Source organism: Cohnella hashimotonis, assembly GCF_030014955.1.
Taxonomy (GTDB): domain Bacteria; phylum Bacillota; class Bacilli; order Paenibacillales; family Paenibacillaceae; genus Cohnella; species Cohnella hashimotonis.
Map to the genome: position 1 here is coordinate 2,168,009 of NZ_JAGRPV010000001.1, position 21,392 is coordinate 2,189,400.

At 58.1% G+C, this 21,392-nt stretch carries 13 protein-coding genes; all 13 read left to right on the top strand.

The features are described 5' to 3' along the window. Positions 1-25: 25 nt before the first annotated feature. The 13 genes from KB449_RS08575 to KB449_RS08635 all read left to right on the top strand — a co-directional run bounded on the left by KB449_RS08575 (position 26) and on the right by KB449_RS08635 (position 21,293). Positions 26-1,126, top strand: coding sequence for an alanine racemase (locus KB449_RS08575; RefSeq protein ID WP_282907973.1), 1,101 nt, complete (start codon positions 26-28; stop codon positions 1,124-1,126). A 3-nt stretch (positions 1,127-1,129) separates the two neighbouring features. Next, complete coding sequence (locus tag KB449_RS08580) at positions 1,130-2,032, top strand: SMP-30/gluconolactonase/LRE family protein (RefSeq protein WP_282907974.1); 903 nt, start codon at positions 1,130-1,132, stop codon at positions 2,030-2,032. A 14-nt stretch (positions 2,033-2,046) separates the two neighbouring features. Further along, positions 2,047-2,937 (top strand): fumarylacetoacetate hydrolase family protein, encoded by an 891-nt coding sequence (locus tag KB449_RS08585; RefSeq protein ID WP_282907975.1) that lies wholly within the window; start codon positions 2,047-2,049, stop codon positions 2,935-2,937. Between the two features lie 16 nt (positions 2,938-2,953). After that, positions 2,954-4,003, top strand: a complete 1,050-nt coding sequence (locus KB449_RS08590) for a zinc-dependent alcohol dehydrogenase (protein WP_282907976.1) — start codon at positions 2,954-2,956, stop codon at positions 4,001-4,003. A gap of 342 nt (positions 4,004-4,345) precedes the next feature. After that, entirely contained in the window at positions 4,346-5,053 is a 708-nt protein-coding gene (locus KB449_RS08595) for an N-acetylmannosamine-6-phosphate 2-epimerase (protein WP_282907977.1), read from the top strand. Positions 5,054-5,061: 8 nt separating this feature from the next. Beyond that, the gene (locus KB449_RS08600; protein ID WP_282907978.1) at positions 5,062-5,979 is read left to right on the top strand and encodes an ROK family protein; all 918 of its coding nucleotides are present in this window, start codon (positions 5,062-5,064) and stop codon (positions 5,977-5,979) included. Positions 5,980-5,992: 13 nt separating this feature from the next. Next, positions 5,993-7,585, top strand: a complete 1,593-nt coding sequence (locus KB449_RS08605) for a DUF4127 family protein (RefSeq protein ID WP_282907979.1) — start codon at positions 5,993-5,995, stop codon at positions 7,583-7,585. 22 nt (positions 7,586-7,607) lie between these two features. Beyond that, entirely contained in the window at positions 7,608-9,932 is a 2,325-nt protein-coding gene (locus KB449_RS08610; protein ID WP_282907980.1) for an AraC family transcriptional regulator, read from the top strand. Positions 9,933-10,054: 122 nt separating this feature from the next. Continuing rightward, positions 10,055-10,999 carry an ABC transporter permease gene (locus tag KB449_RS08615; protein ID WP_282907981.1) on the top strand — a complete coding sequence of 315 codons (945 nt, stop codon included), beginning with the start codon at positions 10,055-10,057 and terminating at the stop codon, positions 10,997-10,999. Between the two features lie 19 nt (positions 11,000-11,018). Then, the gene (locus KB449_RS08620; protein WP_282907982.1) at positions 11,019-11,909 is read left to right on the top strand and encodes a carbohydrate ABC transporter permease; all 891 of its coding nucleotides are present in this window, start codon (positions 11,019-11,021) and stop codon (positions 11,907-11,909) included. Positions 11,910-11,975: 66 nt separating this feature from the next. Next, positions 11,976-13,619 carry an extracellular solute-binding protein gene (locus KB449_RS08625; RefSeq protein WP_282907983.1) on the top strand — a complete coding sequence of 548 codons (1,644 nt, stop codon included), beginning with the start codon at positions 11,976-11,978 and terminating at the stop codon, positions 13,617-13,619. A gap of 21 nt (positions 13,620-13,640) precedes the next feature. Then, positions 13,641-14,975, top strand: coding sequence for an ADP-ribosylglycohydrolase family protein (locus KB449_RS08630; RefSeq protein WP_282907984.1), 1,335 nt, complete (start codon positions 13,641-13,643; stop codon positions 14,973-14,975). Positions 14,976-15,287: 312 nt separating this feature from the next. Beyond that, a complete protein-coding gene (locus tag KB449_RS08635) occupies positions 15,288-21,293 on the top strand; it encodes an OmpL47-type beta-barrel domain-containing protein (RefSeq protein ID WP_282907985.1) in 6,006 nt (2,001 codons plus the stop codon). Positions 21,294-21,392: the final 99 nt, after the last annotated feature.

The window sequence follows — 21,392 nt, forward strand, 5'->3', positions numbered from 1 at the left end:
GGGGCCGTACGGGAGGGCGAACGATATGCACAAATACGAGCTGGATACGCCATGCATCCTGGTCGACCAGGACAAGCTGACAGCCAACATCGCGCGGGTCCAGCGGCTGGCCGATGAGGCGGGCATCGCGCTTCGGCCGCATGCCAAGACGCACAAGACACCGCAGATTGCCAGAATGCAGCTGAACGCCGGCGCGGTCGGCATAACGGTCGCCAAGCTCGGAGAAGCGGAAGCGATGGCGGACGGCGGGATCGGCCCGATTCTGATCGCCTATCCGATCGTGGGCAAGACGAAGCTGGAACGGCTGATGAGGCTCGCTTCCCGCGCGGAAGTGACGGTTGCCGTGGACAGCCTGGAGGCGGCCGCCGGCATATCGGACGCCGCAGTCAAGGCGGGCATCGTCATGCCAGTCTGGATCGAGGTCGATCCGGGGTACGGACGGGCGGGCGTTCAGCCGGGAGAAGCGCTCTTGCGACTCGGTCGCGAACTGCAGACATTGGCGGGCATAAGCGTGACCGGCGTGCTTGTATTCGCCGGACAGTCGTACGACGAAGATAACGACGAAGGACGCGTCCGGATCGCCGAGCGCGAGTCGGCGATCGCCCTGGCGTCTGCCGAAGCGCTGCGCTCCCTGGGCTTCCCGATCGAATCGGTCAGCGCGGGTTCGACGCCGGTCAGCCGCTTCGCGTCCGCCATGAAGGGCGCGACGGAGATGCGTCCCGGCACTTATGTTTTCGGCGATCTCACGCAAGCGAAGGCCAAGGCCATGACCATAGAGCAATGCGCGCTGACGGTGCTTGTCACCGTCGTCAGCCGGCCGGCCCCCGACCGGGCGGTCATCGACGCCGGGACCAAAGTTTTCACGTCGGACGGCGAGGATTCGCCGATCGGCACGGGTCGCGGATACGTGATCGGCCATCCGGATATCAATGTGGCCTGGTTTAATGAAGAGCACGGCGTACTGTACCTGCCCCCGGAGGAGCGAGAGCTGAAGATCGGGGACAAGCTGGAGATCGTTCCCGTCCATTGCTGCGCCGTCGTTAATATGCTGGACATGATGCACATGGTTCACGGGGACGAAGTGAAGGACGTTCTACCGATCGCCGGGCGCGGGAAGGTGAGATAAATGATGCGTGAGAACGAATGGAACCCGGTCGTATTGTCCGTGCGGCCGGCTGCCTTAGGCGAAGGGCCGTGTTGGGACGAGCGGACTGGCACGCTGCTATGGGTCGATATCACAGGCGCGACGGTTCGCCGTCTCGATCCGTCCAGCGGACGTTCGGCGTCTTACCCGGCCCCGGAATGGATCAGCGCGATCGTGCCGTGCGCGAACGGAGGCTGGATCGCGGCTGCGAATCAAAGTCTGTACCGCTGGGAGCCGGAAAACGCGAAATTCGAAGAAATTTTGCGTCTGGAACTACCCGGCTCTATTCGCTTCAACGACGGCAAGGCGGGACCGGACGGGCGTCTGTGGGTCGGGACGATGGATCGGAGCGGGGAACGGCCGATCGGCAGCCTGTACCGGATCGACCGGGATTTGACCGTCTACGAAGCCGTGCGGGATGTGACTTGCTCCAACGGTCTGGACTGGAGTCCGGACGGCCGCGAGATGTATTACGTCGATTCGGCTATTCGCGAGGTTCGCGCCTATGCCTTCGACGCCGCGAGTGGCGAGCTCGGGGAGAGACGTACGGCGATCCGCTTGGAGGAAGGAACGAATGGGGTGCCGGACGGGATGACGCTCGATACCGAGGGCATGCTCTGGGTGGCCCAATGGGGCACCGCTCGCGTAGCGCGCTGGAATCCGGCCGACGGCTCCCTGCTGGCGGAGGTGCGTCTTCCCGCGCTGCAGCCTTCAAGCTGCGCGTTCGGCGGCGAACGGCTGCAGACGTTGTACATGACAAGCGCATCCGACGGACTGCGGGAGCCGGAGCTTGAAGCTTATCCGCATTCGGGCGCGCTGTTCGCGCTGGATTTGAGCGCCGCCGGCCTGTCCGGCAGGCGGCCGTTTGCATTCGACATCGCTTACTAACTGGAGGTATAAAGATGAAGCTTCTACACTATCGGGAAGACGGACGGATCAAATTGGGGATCTCCACCGTTCACGGCGTCGTCGACGTCGAGGCGGCGGAAGGCGGAGCTTCGCCGGAGCTGGCGTCCGCGGACGCTGCGCTTGCGGCGGGAAACGCGGCGCTGGAACGGCTTCGCGCGTTGGAGCGCCGCGTCTCGGAGCAAGGACCGGCGGCGTTCGCAGGCGCGCTTCGCCGCGAAGCCGACCTCGCGCTGGAGCCGTGCATGCTTCGCCCCGGTAAATTGATCTGCGTCGGCCTGAATTACCGCAGGCATGCCGAAGAGACGGGCTCGCCTATCCCGTCCTATCCGATATTGTTTAATAAATTCGACAACGCGCTGTCCGCCCACGGTCGGGACGTCCGATTGCCGGACACTTCCTCCAAGACGGACTACGAGGCGGAGCTTGGCATCGTCATCGGGCGGGAGGCGTTCGGCGTGTCGCCCGAGGAAGCGCTCGATTATGTCGGAGGGTACTGCAACGTCAACGACGTATCGGCCCGCGACCTGCAGCTAAGAACCTCGCAATGGCTGCTCGGCAAGAGCCTCGACGGATTTTGCCCGATCGGCCCATACCTCGTGACGGCGGACGCCGTTCCCGATCCGAACGGGCTCGGCATCCGCTGCTCGGTTAACGGCGAGCTTCGCCAGAACTCGAATACGAGCGACATGATCTTTGACTGCCGTACGATCGTCAGCTATATTTCCCGGCACATGACGCTGCGGCCGGGCGATCTGATCATGACCGGCACGCCGGAGGGCGTCGTACTCGGGTATCCGGAGGAACGCCAAGTTTATTTGAAGACGGGCGACATCGTCACGGTCGAGATCGACGGTCTCGGCGCGCTGACGAACCGGTTCGTCTAAAGGAGTGCTAAACATCATGAAAGCATTGGTCTATACCGCCCCCGAAGAGATGACGCTGATGGAATGTCCGGCGCCCGTACCCGGCCCGGACGAAGTGCTGATCCGGGTCGTCTACTCGGGCATTTGCGGCTCGGAGCTGAGCGGGTATATGGGGCATAACTCGCTGCGCAAGCCGCCGATGATCTTCGGTCACGAGCTGTCCGGCACGATCGAGATCGCAGGCCCCGAAGGCGAAGCGCTCGGTCTGCGCGCAGGCATGCGCGTCACCGCCAATCCGCTCGTGACCTGCGGCAAGTGCCGCTACTGTCTCGCCGGCCAGGAGTCCTTGTGTCCGGAACGCAAGCTGCTTAGCGCCGCCCTTCCCGGAAGCAACGCAGAGTTCGTCAAGGTGCCGGCCGCGTTCGTGCACCCGCTGCCCGATCATGTGACGCTGGCGGACGGCGCTTTGACGGAGCCCGTCGCCTGCGGCGCGCGCGTGGCCGAGCTGACGGCTGCCGGTCCCGAGGACACGGTGCTCGTCGTGGGCATGGGGCCGATCGGCGTATTCGCGCTTCAGGCGGTGCTGCTGAGCGGAGCCGGCCGGGTCATCGCGGTCGACCTGAGCGAGGATCGTCTCTCCTTTGCGTCTTCGCTGGGCGCGATCGCCGTCAACCCGCGGACCGAGGATCTCGCCGCGCGCATCCGGGAATTGACGGGCGGACTGGGCGTCAGCGCGGCGATCGACGCCGTGGGCGCCGCAGAGACGCGACGCCAGTGCGCCGATTCGGTCATGAACGGGGGCAGGCTTGTGTTCACGGGGCTTCATCGGGCCGATACCGCGCTCGACTTCAACGATCTGGTGCGCCGGGAGCTCAAGATCGCCGGCTCGTTCGCCTATTCGAAGGCGAACTTCAAGCAGGCGTTCGACTGGATCGCCGAGGGACGCATCGGGCTGGGCGACCGGATCGAGATCGCGCCGCTCGCGGACGGGGCCAAATGGTTCGACAAGCTGGTCCGGGCGCCGGGCCGTGAGATCAAGGTGCTGCTGCAAGTGTCCGAATCGCCGGACGCGACTTCATATAGATAATGGAGCTTCACGACCCGCTTGAGGTCGATAAGGGCAAGCCCTGCAAAATTTGTTAATGCTCTATGCGACAAGCGCTGCCGAAAAGGTGCCGCCAGCGATATAAGCGCCTATCCCCAAGCGGTGGGCGCTGTTCGCCGTTAATGGGAGATCTGCGGAGTTTTCGTCAGCGGATCGTTTCGTTTTGAATGCCCAGCTTCCTATCGTTGAGCACGTTTTCATTTTTTGCGTCTTTGTATCTTTATTTGCGCGCAGCCTCGCAAATATCGAGCATTTCCAATGCGTGCTGCACTCGGTATCGTAAAAAGTTGGGGAGAATCATCAGGCTTAGGAGGAGGTCGAGACATGGAATCTGTATTGGATTGTCTTCGCGGAAAGCTCGTCGTATCCTGCCAGGCATACGAAGGAGAGGCGTTGTTCGGGAGCGAGACGATGGCCCGCATGGCGCTCGCGGCCAAGCGCGGAGGGGCAGCGGGCATACGCGCCAACCATCCGGACGACATCCGGGCGATCAAGCGCAAGACGCGGCTGCCGGTTATCGGCATTTGGAAAAAAGAGGACGAAGGCTCCGACGTGTACATCACCCCGACGTTAAATGATGCGCTGGCCGTTCGCCGAGCAGGAGCGGAGATCGTCGCCATGGACGCGACACGTAGGGATCGCCCAGGCGGGGAAAGCCTGGCGTCTATCGTTCAGGAAATGAAAAAGCAGGAGGGGCTTCTGCTGATGGCCGACGTGTCCACCGTCGAGGAAGGCGAATACGCGCAGCACATCGGATTCGATATCGTCTCGACGACGCTGTCCGGCTATACGCCGTACAGTCCGAAAAGCGATGAGCCCGATTACGCGCTGCTCGAAGCGCTCGCCGGGCGGCTGTCCGTTCCCGTGGTCGCCGAGGGCCGCATCCAGACGCCTGCCCAGGCGGCAAGATGCTTGCGTCTTGGCGCTTGTTTCGTCGTCGTCGGGACGGCGATTACGCGTCCGCATTTGTTGACCGAAATGTTCGTGAAGGGCCTGGAACAAACAGACTGCTCGACCGTCGTGCCGGAATGAAACGCGTTGTGCTGGCTTTCGATATTGGCGGAACGAATGTCAAATCGGGTTTGATCGACGATAGCGGCGCGCTCCTGACCAGGCAGACGGCTCCGTCGCAAGCGAAGCTCGGAAGAGACGCGCTGCTGACGCGGCTTCATGCGTTGATCGGCGAGTACCGGAGGGCAGCGTCCGAGCGGAATGTGGAGATCGCGGCGATCGGGATCGGAACGGCAGGCTACGTCGATCGGCACGGGACGGTCGCCTACGCGACCGACAACATTCCGGGATGGACAGGCGTTCGATTGCAAGATGATCTCGAGTCCCTCTACAAAATGCCGGTCAGCGTCGTGAACGACGTATTCGCGATCGCCGCAGGCGAAGCGTGGACGGGAGCCGGCCGTTCGTTCGAACGCTTTTTATGCGTATCGCTCGGAACCGGCACCGGGGCTTGCCTCTGGGAGGACGGCAAGCCGTATCCGGGGGATGAGGGGTTTGCCGGCGCGATCGGTCATCAGGTGATCGAGATCGCAGGCAGGCTTTGCACCTGCGGACAGCGCGGCTGCTGGGAAGCGTATGCGTCCGTGAGCGCGCTGAGAGCGATACTGGACGAACCCGGCGAGAAACGTCGATTCGCGACGCCCGAGCAGTTGTTCGAATTCGCGCGCGCGGGAGACCTGAAGGCGCTTCAGCTCGTCCGCCGGTATGCCGGATACGTGGCTGCGGGCTTGCTCAATCCCTTGTACGCGTTAAATGTAAAAAAAATCGTATTGACGGGCGCGATCGCGCAACAAGGCGTTTTTCTTGCCGATCTGATCCGCCAGCGTATCGCGGATACTGCGATGCCGATCTTTGTACGGGACGACTTCGAGATCGTCACCTCCGCACTCGGAGACGATGCGGGTGTCGTCGGCGCGGCCCGTCCGGTTATACATCATGCCAAATAGAGAGGCGATTACCTTGAAAAGCATCGTATACTTGCCGTTGGACGAAAGACCTTGCAATTACGATTTCCCTCAATATCTGGCCGACTTAACCGATCTGGAGCTTCGGGTTCCCCCTCGCGCCATGTTGGGCTCCAAAAAAAGACCTTCCGATCCGGACCGCGTACGGGATTGGCTGCTCGAACAAGTCCGCACGGCGGATTATGCCATTTTGTCCATCGACCAGCTCGTATACGGCGGCATCGTTCCCTCGCGCTTGCATCGTTTGACGGAAGCCGCTTGTATGGAGCGACTGGCGCTTGCAAGAGAATTAAAAGAAATCAACCCTTCCGTCAAACTGCTCGCCTTCAACCTGATTATGCGGGCGCCGGCTTATTCGAGCAGCGAGGAGGAGCCGGATTATTACGCCCTGTACGGCGCGGAATTGTGCGAGCGGGGGAAGCTGCTCGATCGGCGTCAAATCGGATTGACGGCGGAGGAACAGTCCCGGCTTGATGAGCTGCTCAGGCGAATTCCGCCGGCAGTCGTCGCGGAGTTCGACGAGAGGAGAAGGACAAACGCTGTCGTTAATGAAGCGGCGATCGATCTGGTCCGCGAAGGGGTCATCGACCATCTGACGATTCCGCTCGACGACAACGCCGAATATGGCTTCACGGCGATGGAGCAGCGTCGATTGAAGCTGAAGGTCGTAACGTCGAAGCTGTCCCACGCCGTCTCCATCTATCCGGGTGCGGACGAGATCGGATGCACTCTGCTCGCGCGGGCGTTTACGGAAGCGAAGCAGTTCCGCCCTGGCGTATTCGTGCGGTACTCAGCCTCGAAGGGGCCGTTTGTCATTCCGAAGTATGAGGACCGCAGCCTTCAGGAGAGCATCAAGTCGCATCTACATGAAGCGGGCGCGCTGTTCGCGGATCATGCCGGCGATGCCGATGCCGTTCTGATGGTCCATGCCCCGGCCGTGGACGGAACGGCGGCCGCCGAGGTGGATGCGCCGTACGAAGAACGGCACCGCAGCTACAGCTCGGAAGCGAACCTGTCGTCGTTCGCCGATGCGGTCGCGCATTATGCCGATCGAGGCAAGGTCGTCACGCTTGCGGATGTCGCGCTGTCCAACGGAGCGGACTATGCGCTGATGGATTTGCTGGCAGCCAGACGGCTTATTCAGCGGCTGGATTCCTATGCAGGCTGGAATACCTCGGGCAATTCGCTGGGCACCGTCATCGCGCATACGGTCATCGAGGCGTATTACAGGGGCGAAGGGCAATGCGAGGACAATGCGGAGCGAAGACGTCGGAGCCGATGGAACTTCATGTACCGGCTGCTCGACGACTGGGCCTACCAGGCGAACGTGCGCACCCAAGTATGTCTGGTCGAGCTTCCGCGGCTCGGCGCCGATTATTTTAACCTGTCGCACGTGAAGGCAAAAGTGGAAGGGATCATTGAAGAAGGAATGAATGCTTTTATCCGCGAATCGATACGTCCGTTATTCGGCAAGCGTTATACCGTATCGAAGGTGGATCTGTCTTGGGAGCGGATGTTCGAGCTTTCATTTGCGCTGATCGAAGAAGAGGAAGAAGCGGAGCTGTCTGCGTTGGGAGCAGTTCAATAGTATATACAAGGGGGGCGTCCCGATGTTCAGCAAGCTCCGCTTCTTCCGCAAAATGTCCTTTCAGGCCCAAATGTTGTCCGGTACATTGTTTCTCAGCCTCTTTCCTGTCGCGTTGCTCGGAATCGCTTCCACGGTGCTGCTGGTTTCCGGCGTGCAGCAAGAAGCGGACCGAAGCCACCGCATGATCCTGAAGCAGATCGAGTATCAGCTCAACGCGTTCCTGGCCGATCTTAAGGTGTCCTCGCTGCAAATTTCCGAAGATTTGATTATCCGGGAATCGTTCATGCGAGGCATCTCCCGGGATCAGTTCCGATCGACGATGAGTATGATCGATACGATCAAAAAGTACAGAAGCGTGACCCGGACCCCGTTCGGCGTCACGCTTGTTTACCCCCGTCATCGTCAAGCCTATTCCACACAATACGGATTGTCGTCCATTGACAGTCGATACTACCGTCAAGTCGCCGCGATTGTCAATGCGCGATACATGGGCATCACGATCGTGACTCCCGATACGTATCCGGGACAGAGCGACTTGCTGATCGTGAAGCCCGTGTCGGTCGACAACGAAATCGACGGCATCGTTCTGCTGCACGTCGACATCACCAAGTTTTACGAATATTTGCACCAGATCGACATCGGCTCGACCGGCGTGCTTGTCGTGGACAGCCGCGGCCGCATCGTGCTCAGTCCGAATCGGGAGGAGATCGGCACGCGGATCTCGTCTACGTCCAGCCTGTACGCGTACTGGACGAACCCTGCCGCGACATCGGGCGTGACCGAGATCGGCGGCGAGACGTACAGTGTGACGACATTCAAGTCGCCCGCCAATTCGTGGACCTATGTGGCGATGACGCCGGAAAAGGAGCTGAACCGGAAGGCAAGTCAAATCGCTACGCTCACCTGGTGGATCGTCGCCGCCCTTGCCGTATTGTGGGGCACCGTTGTATTTGTCGGCGTCTATCGGATGTACATGCCGATCCGGCGCGTATTTCAGAAGCTGCCTGCTCCTTCGGGACAAAAAGGCGACACGATCACGGCGATCGATTCTTACATGAGCGACATCCGGGAGGCGAACGAGAAGCTGAGCGGCCAACTGTTCGTGCAGCTGCCTCTCGTCCGGGAAAACGTCGTGCTGCAGCTGCTGCACGGGAGCGTTCCGGACGAAGAGATGCTGGAGCGAATGCGTCGGTACGATCGTACTTTCCAGGGGGCTGTATTTTATACGGGGATTGTGGAGATCGACGCCCTTCACGAATTTATGCAAATGTTCCGGCAGGAGGACCGCACGTCGATGATGAGCGAGCTGTCTGCGATCGTGCGCGGCGGATGCGAAAATGCCTTCAATTGCATCGTCGTGACGCCCAGGCCGGGCCAGGTTGCCTTCATCGCCGCATCCGAACGTTCGGACGACGGCGAAGAGGCCGCGATCGCGAGCTTGTGCGACGATATTCGCCGGGAGATCCGCGAGCGCTATAAATTTACGGTCACGGCGGCCATCGCGCCGCCGACGGAAGGCCTGCGAGAGTTCGGGCAAGGCTACCAGCTTGCCCAGGAATATTTGAGCTTCCGATATTTGCTCGGTCCCGACGCGACCATTACCCGGCACGATATAGAGCGGTCGGACCGGATTCGGTCCGCAGACCGGATTACGGCAGCCTGGTACAAACGAATATTGACCAGCGTTTCCGAAGGCGATTATGTCCTTGCGGAGGAACGATTCAGCCTTATGTTCGCGGAGCTGCCCCTTCATCTGCCCGACGACCGGATGATTATGGGCGTGCTGACGTACTTCCTGGAGGAGATCGATCAGTTGATGCAGGACATTCAGGGCCGGTCACTGCAGGATTTGCTCGGCTTTAATCCATATACGGACTTGTACGCTCAAAACACGCTCGGGCGTATGCGGGACTGGTTCCACAATCGGTTTTTCCCTTCGATTCGCCTGCAGTTGGAGCAGATCACGGTGGACAAAAGCCGGCTGATCGCCGAGCGGACGCTGCAATACATCCACCAGCATTACGATGAGGATTTCTCGCTTCAGCAGCTGGCTGGGGAGTTCGGCGTGTCCTCCGCTCAGCTCAGCCGATATTTCAAGCAGACGATGAACGTCAACTTCGTCGATTACGTCATTCATTATCGGATCTCCAAGGCGAAGGAATGGCTCGCGTATACCGATATGCCGATCAAGGACATTTCCGATCGGCTGAGATATACGACCACTCAAAATTTCACGCGCGTATTCAAGCAAATCGTCGGCATGCCGCCCGGGCAATACCGCAATGACTGCATACAAGGTTCGCGTACGGCGAATGCCAAAGATAAGGGAGATAACGGCTCGAATTAAGCCGTTATCTTTTTTTGCGCGGTTGTATCTTCGTCTTTGACGATGCCGCGCAAATACCGAGAATTTCCCTTAACCGACGAATCCGATATCGTCATACCCATAAGCCGAAAGGGGGGATTACTTTGAGAGAACGAGCGGGCGACCTGGCTTTAAAACGGCCGGGCAGGACACGATTGAGAGACATCCGCAAGAACAAGTACATTTACTTGATCCTGCTGCCGGGCCTCCTCTATTACGGCATCTTCTGCTACGCGCCGATGTACGGCATCCAGCTCGCATTCAAGGATTTCAGGGCGAGCGAAGGAATCTGGGGCAGTCCGTTCGTCGGCTTGAAGCATTATGCGTACATTTTCAAGGATCAGGAGTTTTGGCAGGCATTTCGGAATACGATCGAGATCAGCTTTAGCCGTCTGCTATTTCAATTCCCGGTGCCGATCGTGCTCGCGTTGCTGCTTAATGAGCTGCGGGAAGGCAGGTACAAGAAGTGGCTTCAGACGCTTTTCACCTTCCCGAATTTCCTGTCCTGGGTCATCGTATCCGGCATGATCGTCAACGTGTTCGGCACCGAAGGGGCCGTCAATCACCTGCTGACGCTGTTCGGCGGGAACGAGCAAATGTTCCTGGCCAACCAGGAGCTGTTCCGACCGCTGCTCTACCTGTCGGATATTTGGAAAAGCTCCGGCTGGGTCGCCATCATCTACCTGGCTACGATCGCTTCGATCAGCCCGGACCTGTACGAAGCTTCGTATATGGACGGCGCCAACCGGTTCCAGCGCATGCTTTACATTACGTGGCCGGGGATCCGTTCCGCCGTCGTGCTTATGCTGCTGCTGTCGGTGGGCAATACGATGAACGCGGGCTTCGACCAGATATTCAACATGTACAATCCGGCCGTGCTGCCAGTCAGCGATATTCTGGACACCTACATCTACCGCGTCACCTTCCAAACGTCCGGTGACTTCGGCTTCAGCACCGCCGTCGGCTTATTCAAATCGCTTATCAATTTCGCGCTGTTGGTGCTGTTCGACCGGTTGGCGAAGGCAGTCGGCGAGCGGGGCATTTTCTAACATGAAGGAGGTGTCGGAGGTGGGCTCCGAACGTAATTCGGACGGACAGACGCGCAAAATCAACTGGTTTTACGTCCTCAATGCCGCGCTGCTGGGACTGCTGGCCTTGACCATCCTGTATCCGTTCTACAATGCGGTTCTAATCTCGCTGGTGTCGCAAAAGGAATACATGACGACGCCGTTCATGCTGTGGCCGACCGAGATCACGTTCGATGCGTATGCCTACATTTTCAGCAGCTCCCGTATTTACCATGGCTATACGAATACGCTGCTCATTCTGACGCTCGGCGTGCCCTACAATATGCTCGCGACAGCCTTTACCGCTTATGCGTTGTCTAGAGAACGCTTTCCCGGCAAAAAAATCGCTACCGCACTCGTCGTGTTCACGATGTACTTCAGCGGCGGTCTTATCCCGCTGTACCTGCTCGTTAGGGACCTGGGCATCATGAACAGCCTGGCCTCCGTCATTCTCGTATACGGTGCCAATACGTTCTACCTGCTGCTCATGCGCAGCTACTTCGCCGAGATTCCGTCGGCGCTGGAGGAATCGGCCAAAATCGACGGCGCCAACGATCTCGTCATCTTGCTGCGGATCATGCTGCCGCTGTCGATGCCGATCGTGGCAACCGTGACGCTGTTCTTCTCGGTCGATCGCTGGAACGAATGGTTTAATGCGATGCTGTTCCTGCGGGAAGGGGATAAGTGGCCGCTGCAGCTCGTGCTTCGCAGTATCGTCATGTCGACGATCGACGACATCGGCAGCCGCAATGTTTCCATCCGCAAAACCGTGTTCGAGGATGGCGTGAAAATGGCAGCTGTATTCATCACGATGGCGCCGATCATGTTCACGTATCCGTTCCTTCAGAAGTACTTCTTGAAAGGCATGCTGGTCGGGTCCGTCAAATCGTGACAGCCGATATTTACGGAGCTCGCGCTCTTTAAATATAAATTGTGAAAGAGAAAAGGGAGGACAAACATGAAGGCATTCAAGGCAACAACTGCAAGGTTCGCCGCCATTCTCGCGCTCATAACGGTTGTCTCGGGCTGTTCGACGGGGAAAAACAGCGAACCGTCAACCCAGCCGTCGGCGTCGACCGAAGCCGGCAGCAGCCAGCAGCCGGACAACGGACGGTTCGAGAAGCGGGTCAAATTCTCCGCCACCTCCGTCGACTTGAGCGACGACGGCAACTACATGAACGACGCCATCTTTCAGACGCTCAACGACAAATTCAACTTCGCGTACGATCTGATCCCGCTGAGCTGGGACAACTGGGTGGAGCGCGATCGCATCTGGGTCAATTCCGGCGATATGCCGGACATGATGTTCTGGAACTTCGATTTCAAGGATTATATGAATTTCTCGAAGCAGGGCCTGATCAAGCCGCTCCCGACCGACTACGAGACCCGCTATCCGAACCTTGCGAGCGCCATGTCCAAAACGGGGCTGGCCGACTACTTGAAGTCGCTCGATCCCGAAGGCCGGGTCTACATGGTGCCGAACGTCATCTACAACACGCCGGTGACGGAGACGACCGATCTCGTGCTCGACGCCAAAGTGCTCTACTATCGGAAGGACTGGGCGCAAAAGGTTGGCATCACGGTCGGAGACACGATTACCGCCGAGCAAATCTCCGAACTGGGTCGGGCATTCGTCGAAAAGGACCCGGGCGGCAACGGCGCGGGCCGTACGGTCGGGATCTCCTCGCAGCCTTACCAGTTGTACAGCGCTTTCGTGCAAACGCACAATTCATTCTACAACCAGTTCTATAAGAAGGAAGACGGCAAATACGTATGGGGCGGCAACGAGGATTCTACCTTCGAGGGCGTCAAAAGCTTCGCCTCGTACTTTGAGCAAGGCTTCATCGACAAGGACTACTACACGTTCAAGGGCAAAGAGCACTACGACAAGTTCGATACGGGCATCAGTGGCATGTTCATCGATGGCGCATCCGCGGCGAACGTTAATGAGCGTAATCAGGCGTTCGCCAAGGCGAATCCGGACATCAATCCTGCGGATGCCATCGGTCTCGCGACGGTCGTCGGACCGGACGGCAAGTTTCACGGTCAGCAAAATATTCTGAACTACTGGGCCGGCGAGATTTTTAAGCCGGACCTGAACGACGAGACATTCGACCGCATCCTGTCCATTCTCGATTACGTAGCCTCGCCGGAAGGCCAGCGCCTCATCTTTGCGGGGATCGAAGGCAAGGATTACAAGATGGAAGGCGACAAGCTGGTCATTACCCGGGAAAAAGACGAGCAGGGCAACTTTAAGTATATGGGGGACCTGTATCCGTCTTACTACTTTTTCTATACGAAGGTCGTGCTGCCGGACGACTGGTCCGCGCGCGATCCGTCGCTGCCGGATAACATTCGCAACGCTGCCGTCAACATGTTCAAGGTCAAGGAGAAGATCGCCGAGCTCGTGCCTCCGGACTACGATGTGTTGTTCCTGTCCGCGCCGAACAAGGATAAGTTCAACGTATTGATCGACGACGCCATCACGCAGCTGATCATGGGCAAAAAAGATTTGACAGTGTCCTGGAGCGAGTGGAAGAAGTCTGTCGAACCGAAGGTGAGCGCGGTTCTGAAAGAAATCAACGGAGCTTTGGCGAAATAATAATGGGAGGTCGACGATAGAATGCTGCCATCATATCGCGTACTGCGCGCCGCTTTGGCCGGCGTCATCAAGAACAAGGATCAACAAGGCCACGAGGTGGCGGATCTGGCGGAGCAGCTGGAGCGGTTGCCCGACAGCTACGACGCGCTGAGCGAATTCTCGCATCGGCTGGTCAACCTGCCGCTTCGCGAGGACTGGCCGTATGTCGAGCCAAGCGACCTGGATGCCATCCGGGCCGAGTCCGACCCGTCCAGACCGCTCGAGCTCGGCTCGCTGACGCCCGAACAGGCTGCGGCGCGCGTCGAGACGGCGTTCCTGTCCTCGCTGTGCGGCTGTGTCCTGGGCAAGCCGATCGAGGAATTCCCTTTCGCGACGATGGACGACGTTCGCGCCGCGTTGGAAAAGACGGGCGAATGGCCGCTGAACGACTACATTTCCGAGAAAATGCTGGATGTATACGGCCGCCGCAACATCTCCTGGACGGAGACGGTGCGCGAGCGCATCGCCTTCGTGGCGCCGGACGACGACATCACGTACACGATCATGGGCATGCTGCTGCTGGAAAATCACGGCACGGCTTTCACGAAGGACGACATCCGCAAGCTGTGGCTCGACTATTTGCCGATTCACCAGACTTGGGGACCCGAGCGGGGCATGCTGTTGAAGGCCGGTCTCGAATCGACGGTGCCGGATCAGCAGCATAATATCGAGACCTGGGCCGATATCCTCAATCCCGGCGACGAGCTGTGCGGCGCGCTGATTCGGGCCGACGCCTACGGCTATGCGTGCCTGGGCAAGCCCGAACTGGCTGCGGGTCTGGCATGGCGAGACGCCAGCTGGACGCATCGGCGTACGGGCGTATACGGCCCCATGTTCGTAGCGGCGGCGATCGCGGCTGCGCCTTCGGCCCGGAATCCGCTCGACATTTTCGAGACGGCGCTGAAGTTCGTGCCGCAGCGCAGCCGATTTTATCATATTGTGGCAGATTCGCTGGAGGAGATCGGACGGGCGACCGACTGGATCGACGGCTACTATCGTATTCACCACAAGTACAAAGAGTACTTCGCTTGCTGCGTCTATCAGGAAGTCGGGACACTCATCAATACGCTGCGGTTCGCGGAGAGCATCGGCGACGGCATTTGCAAGCAAGTCAGCCAGGGCAACGATACGGACAGCTTCGGCGCGACATCCGGCTCGATCCTGGGGGCCTACTTCGGTCCCGGACATCTGGAGCCGCGATGGCTTGAGCCGTTCGGCGGCCGGATCGTAACGAGCATGGGCACGTTCACGGAAGACTCGATCGAGAAGCTGACCAAGCGCATGGCTGCGCTGCCTGGTTTGGTGCGGGCGGAATAATGAACTGTAAAATGGAATAAATCGTTCGCAACCGGAGGTCCCTTTCGTCATCGCAGTTGACGAAAGGGACCTCGTCGCGGATGATGAGCAAAATATTTAATATTGACGGCAAAAGCGTTAACAATTAAACTTGAAGCGTATTACATACATGTAAAATACATGTTTGTTATTGAAAGGACAAAGCACGATATAGAAGGGGGTGAATAGGGAGCGGACTGACTGCAAGCCAGTATGAAACCACGCAGCGAATTCCGAAATTTAACAGCATGGGGACACTCGCATATTATTTAAATTTGGAGGCGTTTACCGGCCATGAAAAAAAGCGGAATCAGCGGTTTATTGGCTTGCATGATGGTATGGAGTCTACTGGCGGCAATCGGGTCCACTGGGGTTGCGGTTGCGGCCGACTATAGCAGCGAACTGCTGCCTAACGGCGGCATGGAAACGGTTGCGGGCGGAAAGCCCGCACAGTGGGTGCAGGTCGGCGCCGATGGCGTGATCGCATCCGTTACGGACAGCGCCTATGTCAAAAGCGGCCTGGCCAGCGTGAAGCTGGAGGATGCCGGCACGACGAAGTCGACGGGCTTCAGGAGCGCGAAGGTTCCGGTAACGCCCGGAGCGATCTACGTTGGAAGCGTTTATGCTTATGACACGACGGGCAGCTCCCAGTTATATTTAGAATTTTGGAATAACGCCAATCAACGGATCGGCGTTCAGGCGGAGTGGAACTTAACCGCAGGGCGGTGGAATCAAGTGAAGATTACGAAAGAAGCGCCGGAAGGCGCTGCGTACGCCACCTTGCTCCTCTATCAATGCGACAGCTGCGTGGCCGTCAGTTACTATGACGATGCATCTGTCCGGGAAGCGCCCCCGGCTAACGACTTGAACGGCGATTTCGAAATCGTTGTAGACGGCGTTCCGGCGAACTGGTCCAAAACCGATAAGGGGACTCAGCAGTCTGTGACGGATGTCGTCTACAGCGGCGCGTACAGCGTGAAGCTGGAGGACAGTGCGACAACGAGCGGCAACGGTTACCGAAGCATCCGCTTGCCGATTCAGGCAGGGGAAACGTATCGGGCATCGGCTTATTCCTATAACTGGTCAGGCCGATCCGAGCTGTACCTGGAGTATTGGAATAGCGCAGGCTCCCGGATCGGCGTGAAAAACTTGACGAACAACGCCAACAATGTTTGGGTTCCGCTCGAAGTCGAAATGAAAGCGCCCGCGGGATCGACTTATGCCACGGTTCTTTTATATCAGAACGACGGGAACCTCGGAGTCTCGTATTTTGATGGCGTTATCTTCAAGAAAATATTGCCGCTCCCGTCGATCAACCTGAAAAACGGCAGTTTTGAAACAGCTGCTCAAAACAAGCCCATGAATTGGACGGAGAAGGACGGCACCGTATCCATCAGTACGGAGCAGGCCAAAGAGGGCGGAAAGAGCGTGAAGCTGTCCGCATCGGGAGGCGGTTCGGCGCCGTCGCTTATTAGCGATCCCGTTCGCGTTGTGCCGGGCGAGTGCTACGCCGCCACCCTGCAGACCTACGTCACGCAAGGGACGCCGAGCGTTCAATTGGAATTTTATAATGATAACGCGATCCTGTTATCCTCGGTTGCTTCCGACGGAGAAGGAGCTGCGAACAGTTGGAGCCAGCTTAACGCGAGCAGCGTGGCTCCCGCCGGCGCCTTTTATGCGGTCCTTCGCATCGGCATGATGCCAGGCCAGGCGGGAACCGCATACTTTGATGACGCGAGGTTCCGGCTGTCGGCCGACACGGCGAATTTCAAAACCCGTTCGAGCTATTTCACGCCGGAAAAAGTCGCAGCCGCCCGAGAGAACGTGATCGCTTACAAGTGGGCGGCCGATCTGCGCAATAACGCCGTTGCCAAGGCGGACAAATATTTGGAGAAAGGACTCGATTATTTGTGGGAGGCCATCCCGGGTCCTCAGCTTCCGCGCAGCTATGGCGTCAACCAAGTGCTGGGCAGTCCGATTACCGGCAGAGAGATCGATCAATACGGCAATTATCCGTACAAGCTGGACCCGCTGAACGATCCGTGGAAAATTGTCGATCCGAGCAGCGGCTATAAATTCCCGACGAACGATTTCGGCGCATACTATCGCAGCGGACTGGACGAGCACGGGATATTCCAGCCGTCCTTGGCCGATCGCAGTCTGCTGGTCAACACGCTTTATCCGGAGAAAGGACCCACATGGGGAGTGGACGACGGATTCGGCTGGGTGGACGAGAAAGGCAATCGCTATACGTTCATCGCCTATTACAATCATTGGGCGCAGTGGTATCTGGACGGCGTTATCGGCGCTTCGATCGTGTCGCTGAGAGATGCGTATCTGTACACAGGCGATCCCAAGTATGCTCGGGCAGGCACGGTCGTACTGGACCGCGTCGCGGATGTTTATCCGGATATGGACACGATGCTCCATGACAAGACGATCTATTTAAATTCCCATGGCGGTTCCGGATTGGGCAAGATTGTCGGCTCGATCTGGGAGACCATCCTGATCAAAGAATTCATCTCGGCCTACGACGCCTTTTTTCCGGCGATGGACGATCCCGAGCTGATCCAATTTCTGTCGGAGAAGGCGGAGGAATATCGTCTTACGAACGGCAAGGAAACGGGAGCCGAAATCCGGCGCAATATCGAAGACGGACTGATCCGCCAGATTTTCCCCGCAGTGAAGGCGGGCCAGATCAGCGGAAACAAAGGGACGCACGAAAGCACGCTGGCTTTGGCTGCAAGAGTGTTCGATACGCTCCCGGAAACGAAAACGTGGCTCGATTATATGTTGGCGTCCGACGGAGGCGGAGTCTTTAATACCTTAGTGGATGCAGTCGACCGCGACGGACAAGGCGACGAAGGCGCTCCGGGCTACAGCGGAGGCTGGCTGGACAGCTATCGCCTGATCGCCGATATTTTGGACGGTTACGACTTGTATCCGGATGCGGATTTATACCAGAACGCCAAGTTTCGCAAAATGTTCAACGCCAACATTCCCTTAATTTTAAGCGATAATTATTTCGCCAACATCGGCGATACGGGCAAAACCGGCGATCCCGGCCTTCCTTCTCATGTATTCTCAAAGACGACGATGTTAAAAGCATTCGAAAAATACGGCGACCCGCTTTATGCGCAGATGGCGTATTTCCTGAACGGCAACAGCGCGGACGGCTTGCATCTGGACGTATTTTCGGACAAACCGAACGACGTCGCCAATCAGATTCGCGGCATTGTAGCCAAAGAAGGAACGCTTGACCTGAGAAGCGACAATCTGGCCGGTCAAGGCTTCGCCGTGCTGAGGGACGGAGTCAATTTGTCAAACGCATTTGGCGTGAGCTACGCATTTCCGTCCATGGAGATCGTAAGTCAAACCGTTCCCGCAAAGCTGTTTGAAGATTCCGGAACGATGCAGCTCGAGGCGAATCAAGCAGGGGAAGCTATCCATTATCAGTTTACGGTGCCGGATTCGGGCGACTTCGAAATCGATCTTCTTCCTTTCAGAGCTTCCTCATACGGCATTTACCGCATCGCGATCGACGGAAACCCGATCAAGGACATGGACTTCTCCGGCGTGAATACGAATCAGCTGGAAGTGATCGGAAACGTGCAGCTGTCCGCAGGCCCGCATCAAATCAGCTTCGTGGGGACCGGCAAAGCCGCATCGTCCAGCAACTATAAGATGGGTGTCCGCAAGCTCCTGCTGCTTGACGAAGCGGCGAGGGAGAAGCGGGATCAGGCAGGGCCTCAGAATACCTTGCGAGATTTTTGGATGCACTACGGACGAACGTCCAGCCACGGACATGCCGACACGTTGGAGATCGGGGTGCATAGCTTTGGGCTGGACCTCTCGCCCGATCTCGGGTATCCGGAATTTGCCGATACGGTCGATATGCACCGGGCCCAATGGGTGGTGAACACGGTCAGCCATAACACGGTTGTCGTCGACAAGAGCAAGCAGAATTCACAGTGGGTGGCGCAGCCCAAGCATTTTGACGATACGGACAGCGTGAAGCTGACGGATGTCGAAGCGCCGAACGTTTATCCACAAACGCAACAATACAGGCGGACGACGGCGATGATCAAGATTGACGACGAGAATTCGTACGGGATTGATTTCTTCCGTGTAATGGGAGGCGACGATCACGTCTTCAGCTTCCACGGAGCGGAAGGCACCGTCACTACGGAAGGCCTGACGATGGTTCCGCAAGCAACCGGAACATACGCCGGTCCGGATGTGGACTATGGGGAATGCGTAGACAGCGTGTGCAATTATACGTACAAGGGGAGCGGTTTTCACTATCTGAAGGACGTGTCGCGCGACAGCGATCCGGCCAGTCAGTTCAGCGTGGACTGGGATATTGCGGACACCTGGAAAGTGTTGACGCAGCCGGCGGACATCCATCTGCGGCTGACGATGCTCGGAGCTGTCGACGATGTGGCCCTGGCAAGCGGCGTGCCGCCTCAGAACAAGCCCGGCAATCCCAAGACCCTTTCTTACGTTCTCGCTCACCGCAGCGGGACGAATCTGGACAGCCTGTTCACCTCGGTGATCGAACCTTACAAGGATAACCGTACGATCGCGTCGATCGAGTCTGCCGTCGTGAAGCGGGACGGTCAGGCGATAGACGGCAATGAAGCGAAAGCGGTTAAGGTCACGCTGGCGAACGGCAGGATCGATTATATCGTCTATGCGCAACGGACCGACGTCGAATATACCATTGACGACAAGCTGAAGTTCAAAGGGTTCATCGGCGTGTACGCGGAGAAGGACGGCAAGACCGAATATCGGTACGTGCATGACGGGTCTTATATCGACGAAATCGACAATGAGGTTGAACCGTTCGCAGGCGCGCTAACCGGTTCGGTGATCGGCTTTACGAAGGCGCTGGCCGTCCAAAATGACATTGTCGTGGAAATGAACATGAACGGCGTGTCGGCCGATGCGCTTGCGGGCGCCAGCATTTTTGTCGCGAACGACGGCGTCCGAAACGGCGCGTATCGAATTCGAGGCGCAACGGATCTGGGAGGCAACCGCTACAAGCTGGATATCGGAGATATTACGCTCGTCAGGGGCTACAAAAATCCCGCAAACTTTGCGGAGGGCTACCGCTACGATATCGAGGAGAATGCCGCCTTCCGCATCCCGCTGACCCGTCAAATATCGCCGATTACGACAGCCGCCCAAGTAAGCGGAGAGCAGCAGAACGGCTGGTTCACAGGCGAAGCGACCGTTGCGCTGTCCGTCGTATACGGCTCAGACAGCGGAAGCGTGACCACGGCCTACCGTCTCAACGAAGGGACCGCTTGGATTCCGTATGCCGCTCCGGTAGCGATCGGCAATAGCGGCATACATGAGATTCAGTACCGCTCCACCGATGCGTCGGGCTACGAGGAGCCTGTCCGGTCATTGACGGTACGCATCGATCGGGACGCGCCCGTGAGCAGCGTGAAGGCGGAGGGGACGAAGGGGGCGGACGGCGTGTACACATCGGAAGTATCGCTCACCTTGGAGGCGACGGATCCCCTCTCGGGTGTGGAGAGAACCGAATACTCGCTTGTACCCGAAGGAGAGCCGATCGATTGGAAAAGGTATGATGGACCGATTCCTTTGGATAAGAGCGGCGCCTATGAACTGGTCTACCGCTCGACGGATAAAGCCGGGCATACGGAACCGGAGAAGCAGCTCTCCGTCCGCATCGCGACGCCTAGCCAGTCAGCTCCGGGCAAGCCTGTTCTATCCGATGACAATGGCCATGATACCGGTCTGCGGGACGGGAACTATTCGATCAAGATGGATATGTGGTGGGGGGACAACGGCCGGACCTACAAGCTGTATGAAAACGATATTCTGATCGACACGCAGCAGATGTCTGACCGCTCTCCGAACGCACAGTCGGCCGTGACATCGGTCGTTTACCGGAACAACGGGACGTACCGCTATTATGCGGAACTCACCAACGCTTACGGGACGACTCGCAGCGACATCCACATCGTGGAGGTCACGCAGGCTATGCCGGGCGATCCTGTGTTGTCCCACGACAATTATGACGGCGACGGCAGTTATAACGTCAAGATGAACATGTGGTGGGGGACGAACGGCGGCACGTATCGTCTGTACGAGAACGGCGTATTGATCGATACGCAATCCTTGACGGAAGCGACGCCGCAAGCGCAAAGCGCCGTGACGGCAGTTGCCGGCCGGCCTCCGGGCACGTATGAATACCGGTGCGAACTGGTGAACGGGGCGGGAGTAACGTCAAGCGGCACTATGCAAGTCATTGTGAAGCCACAGTAAGGGAAGCCGGGTAAGGCAAGCCAGGTAAGGCAAGCCAGGTAAGGCAAGCCGATCGCTTCATCGTCCGTCATCACGGGGGAACTCTACGCTTGATTAATC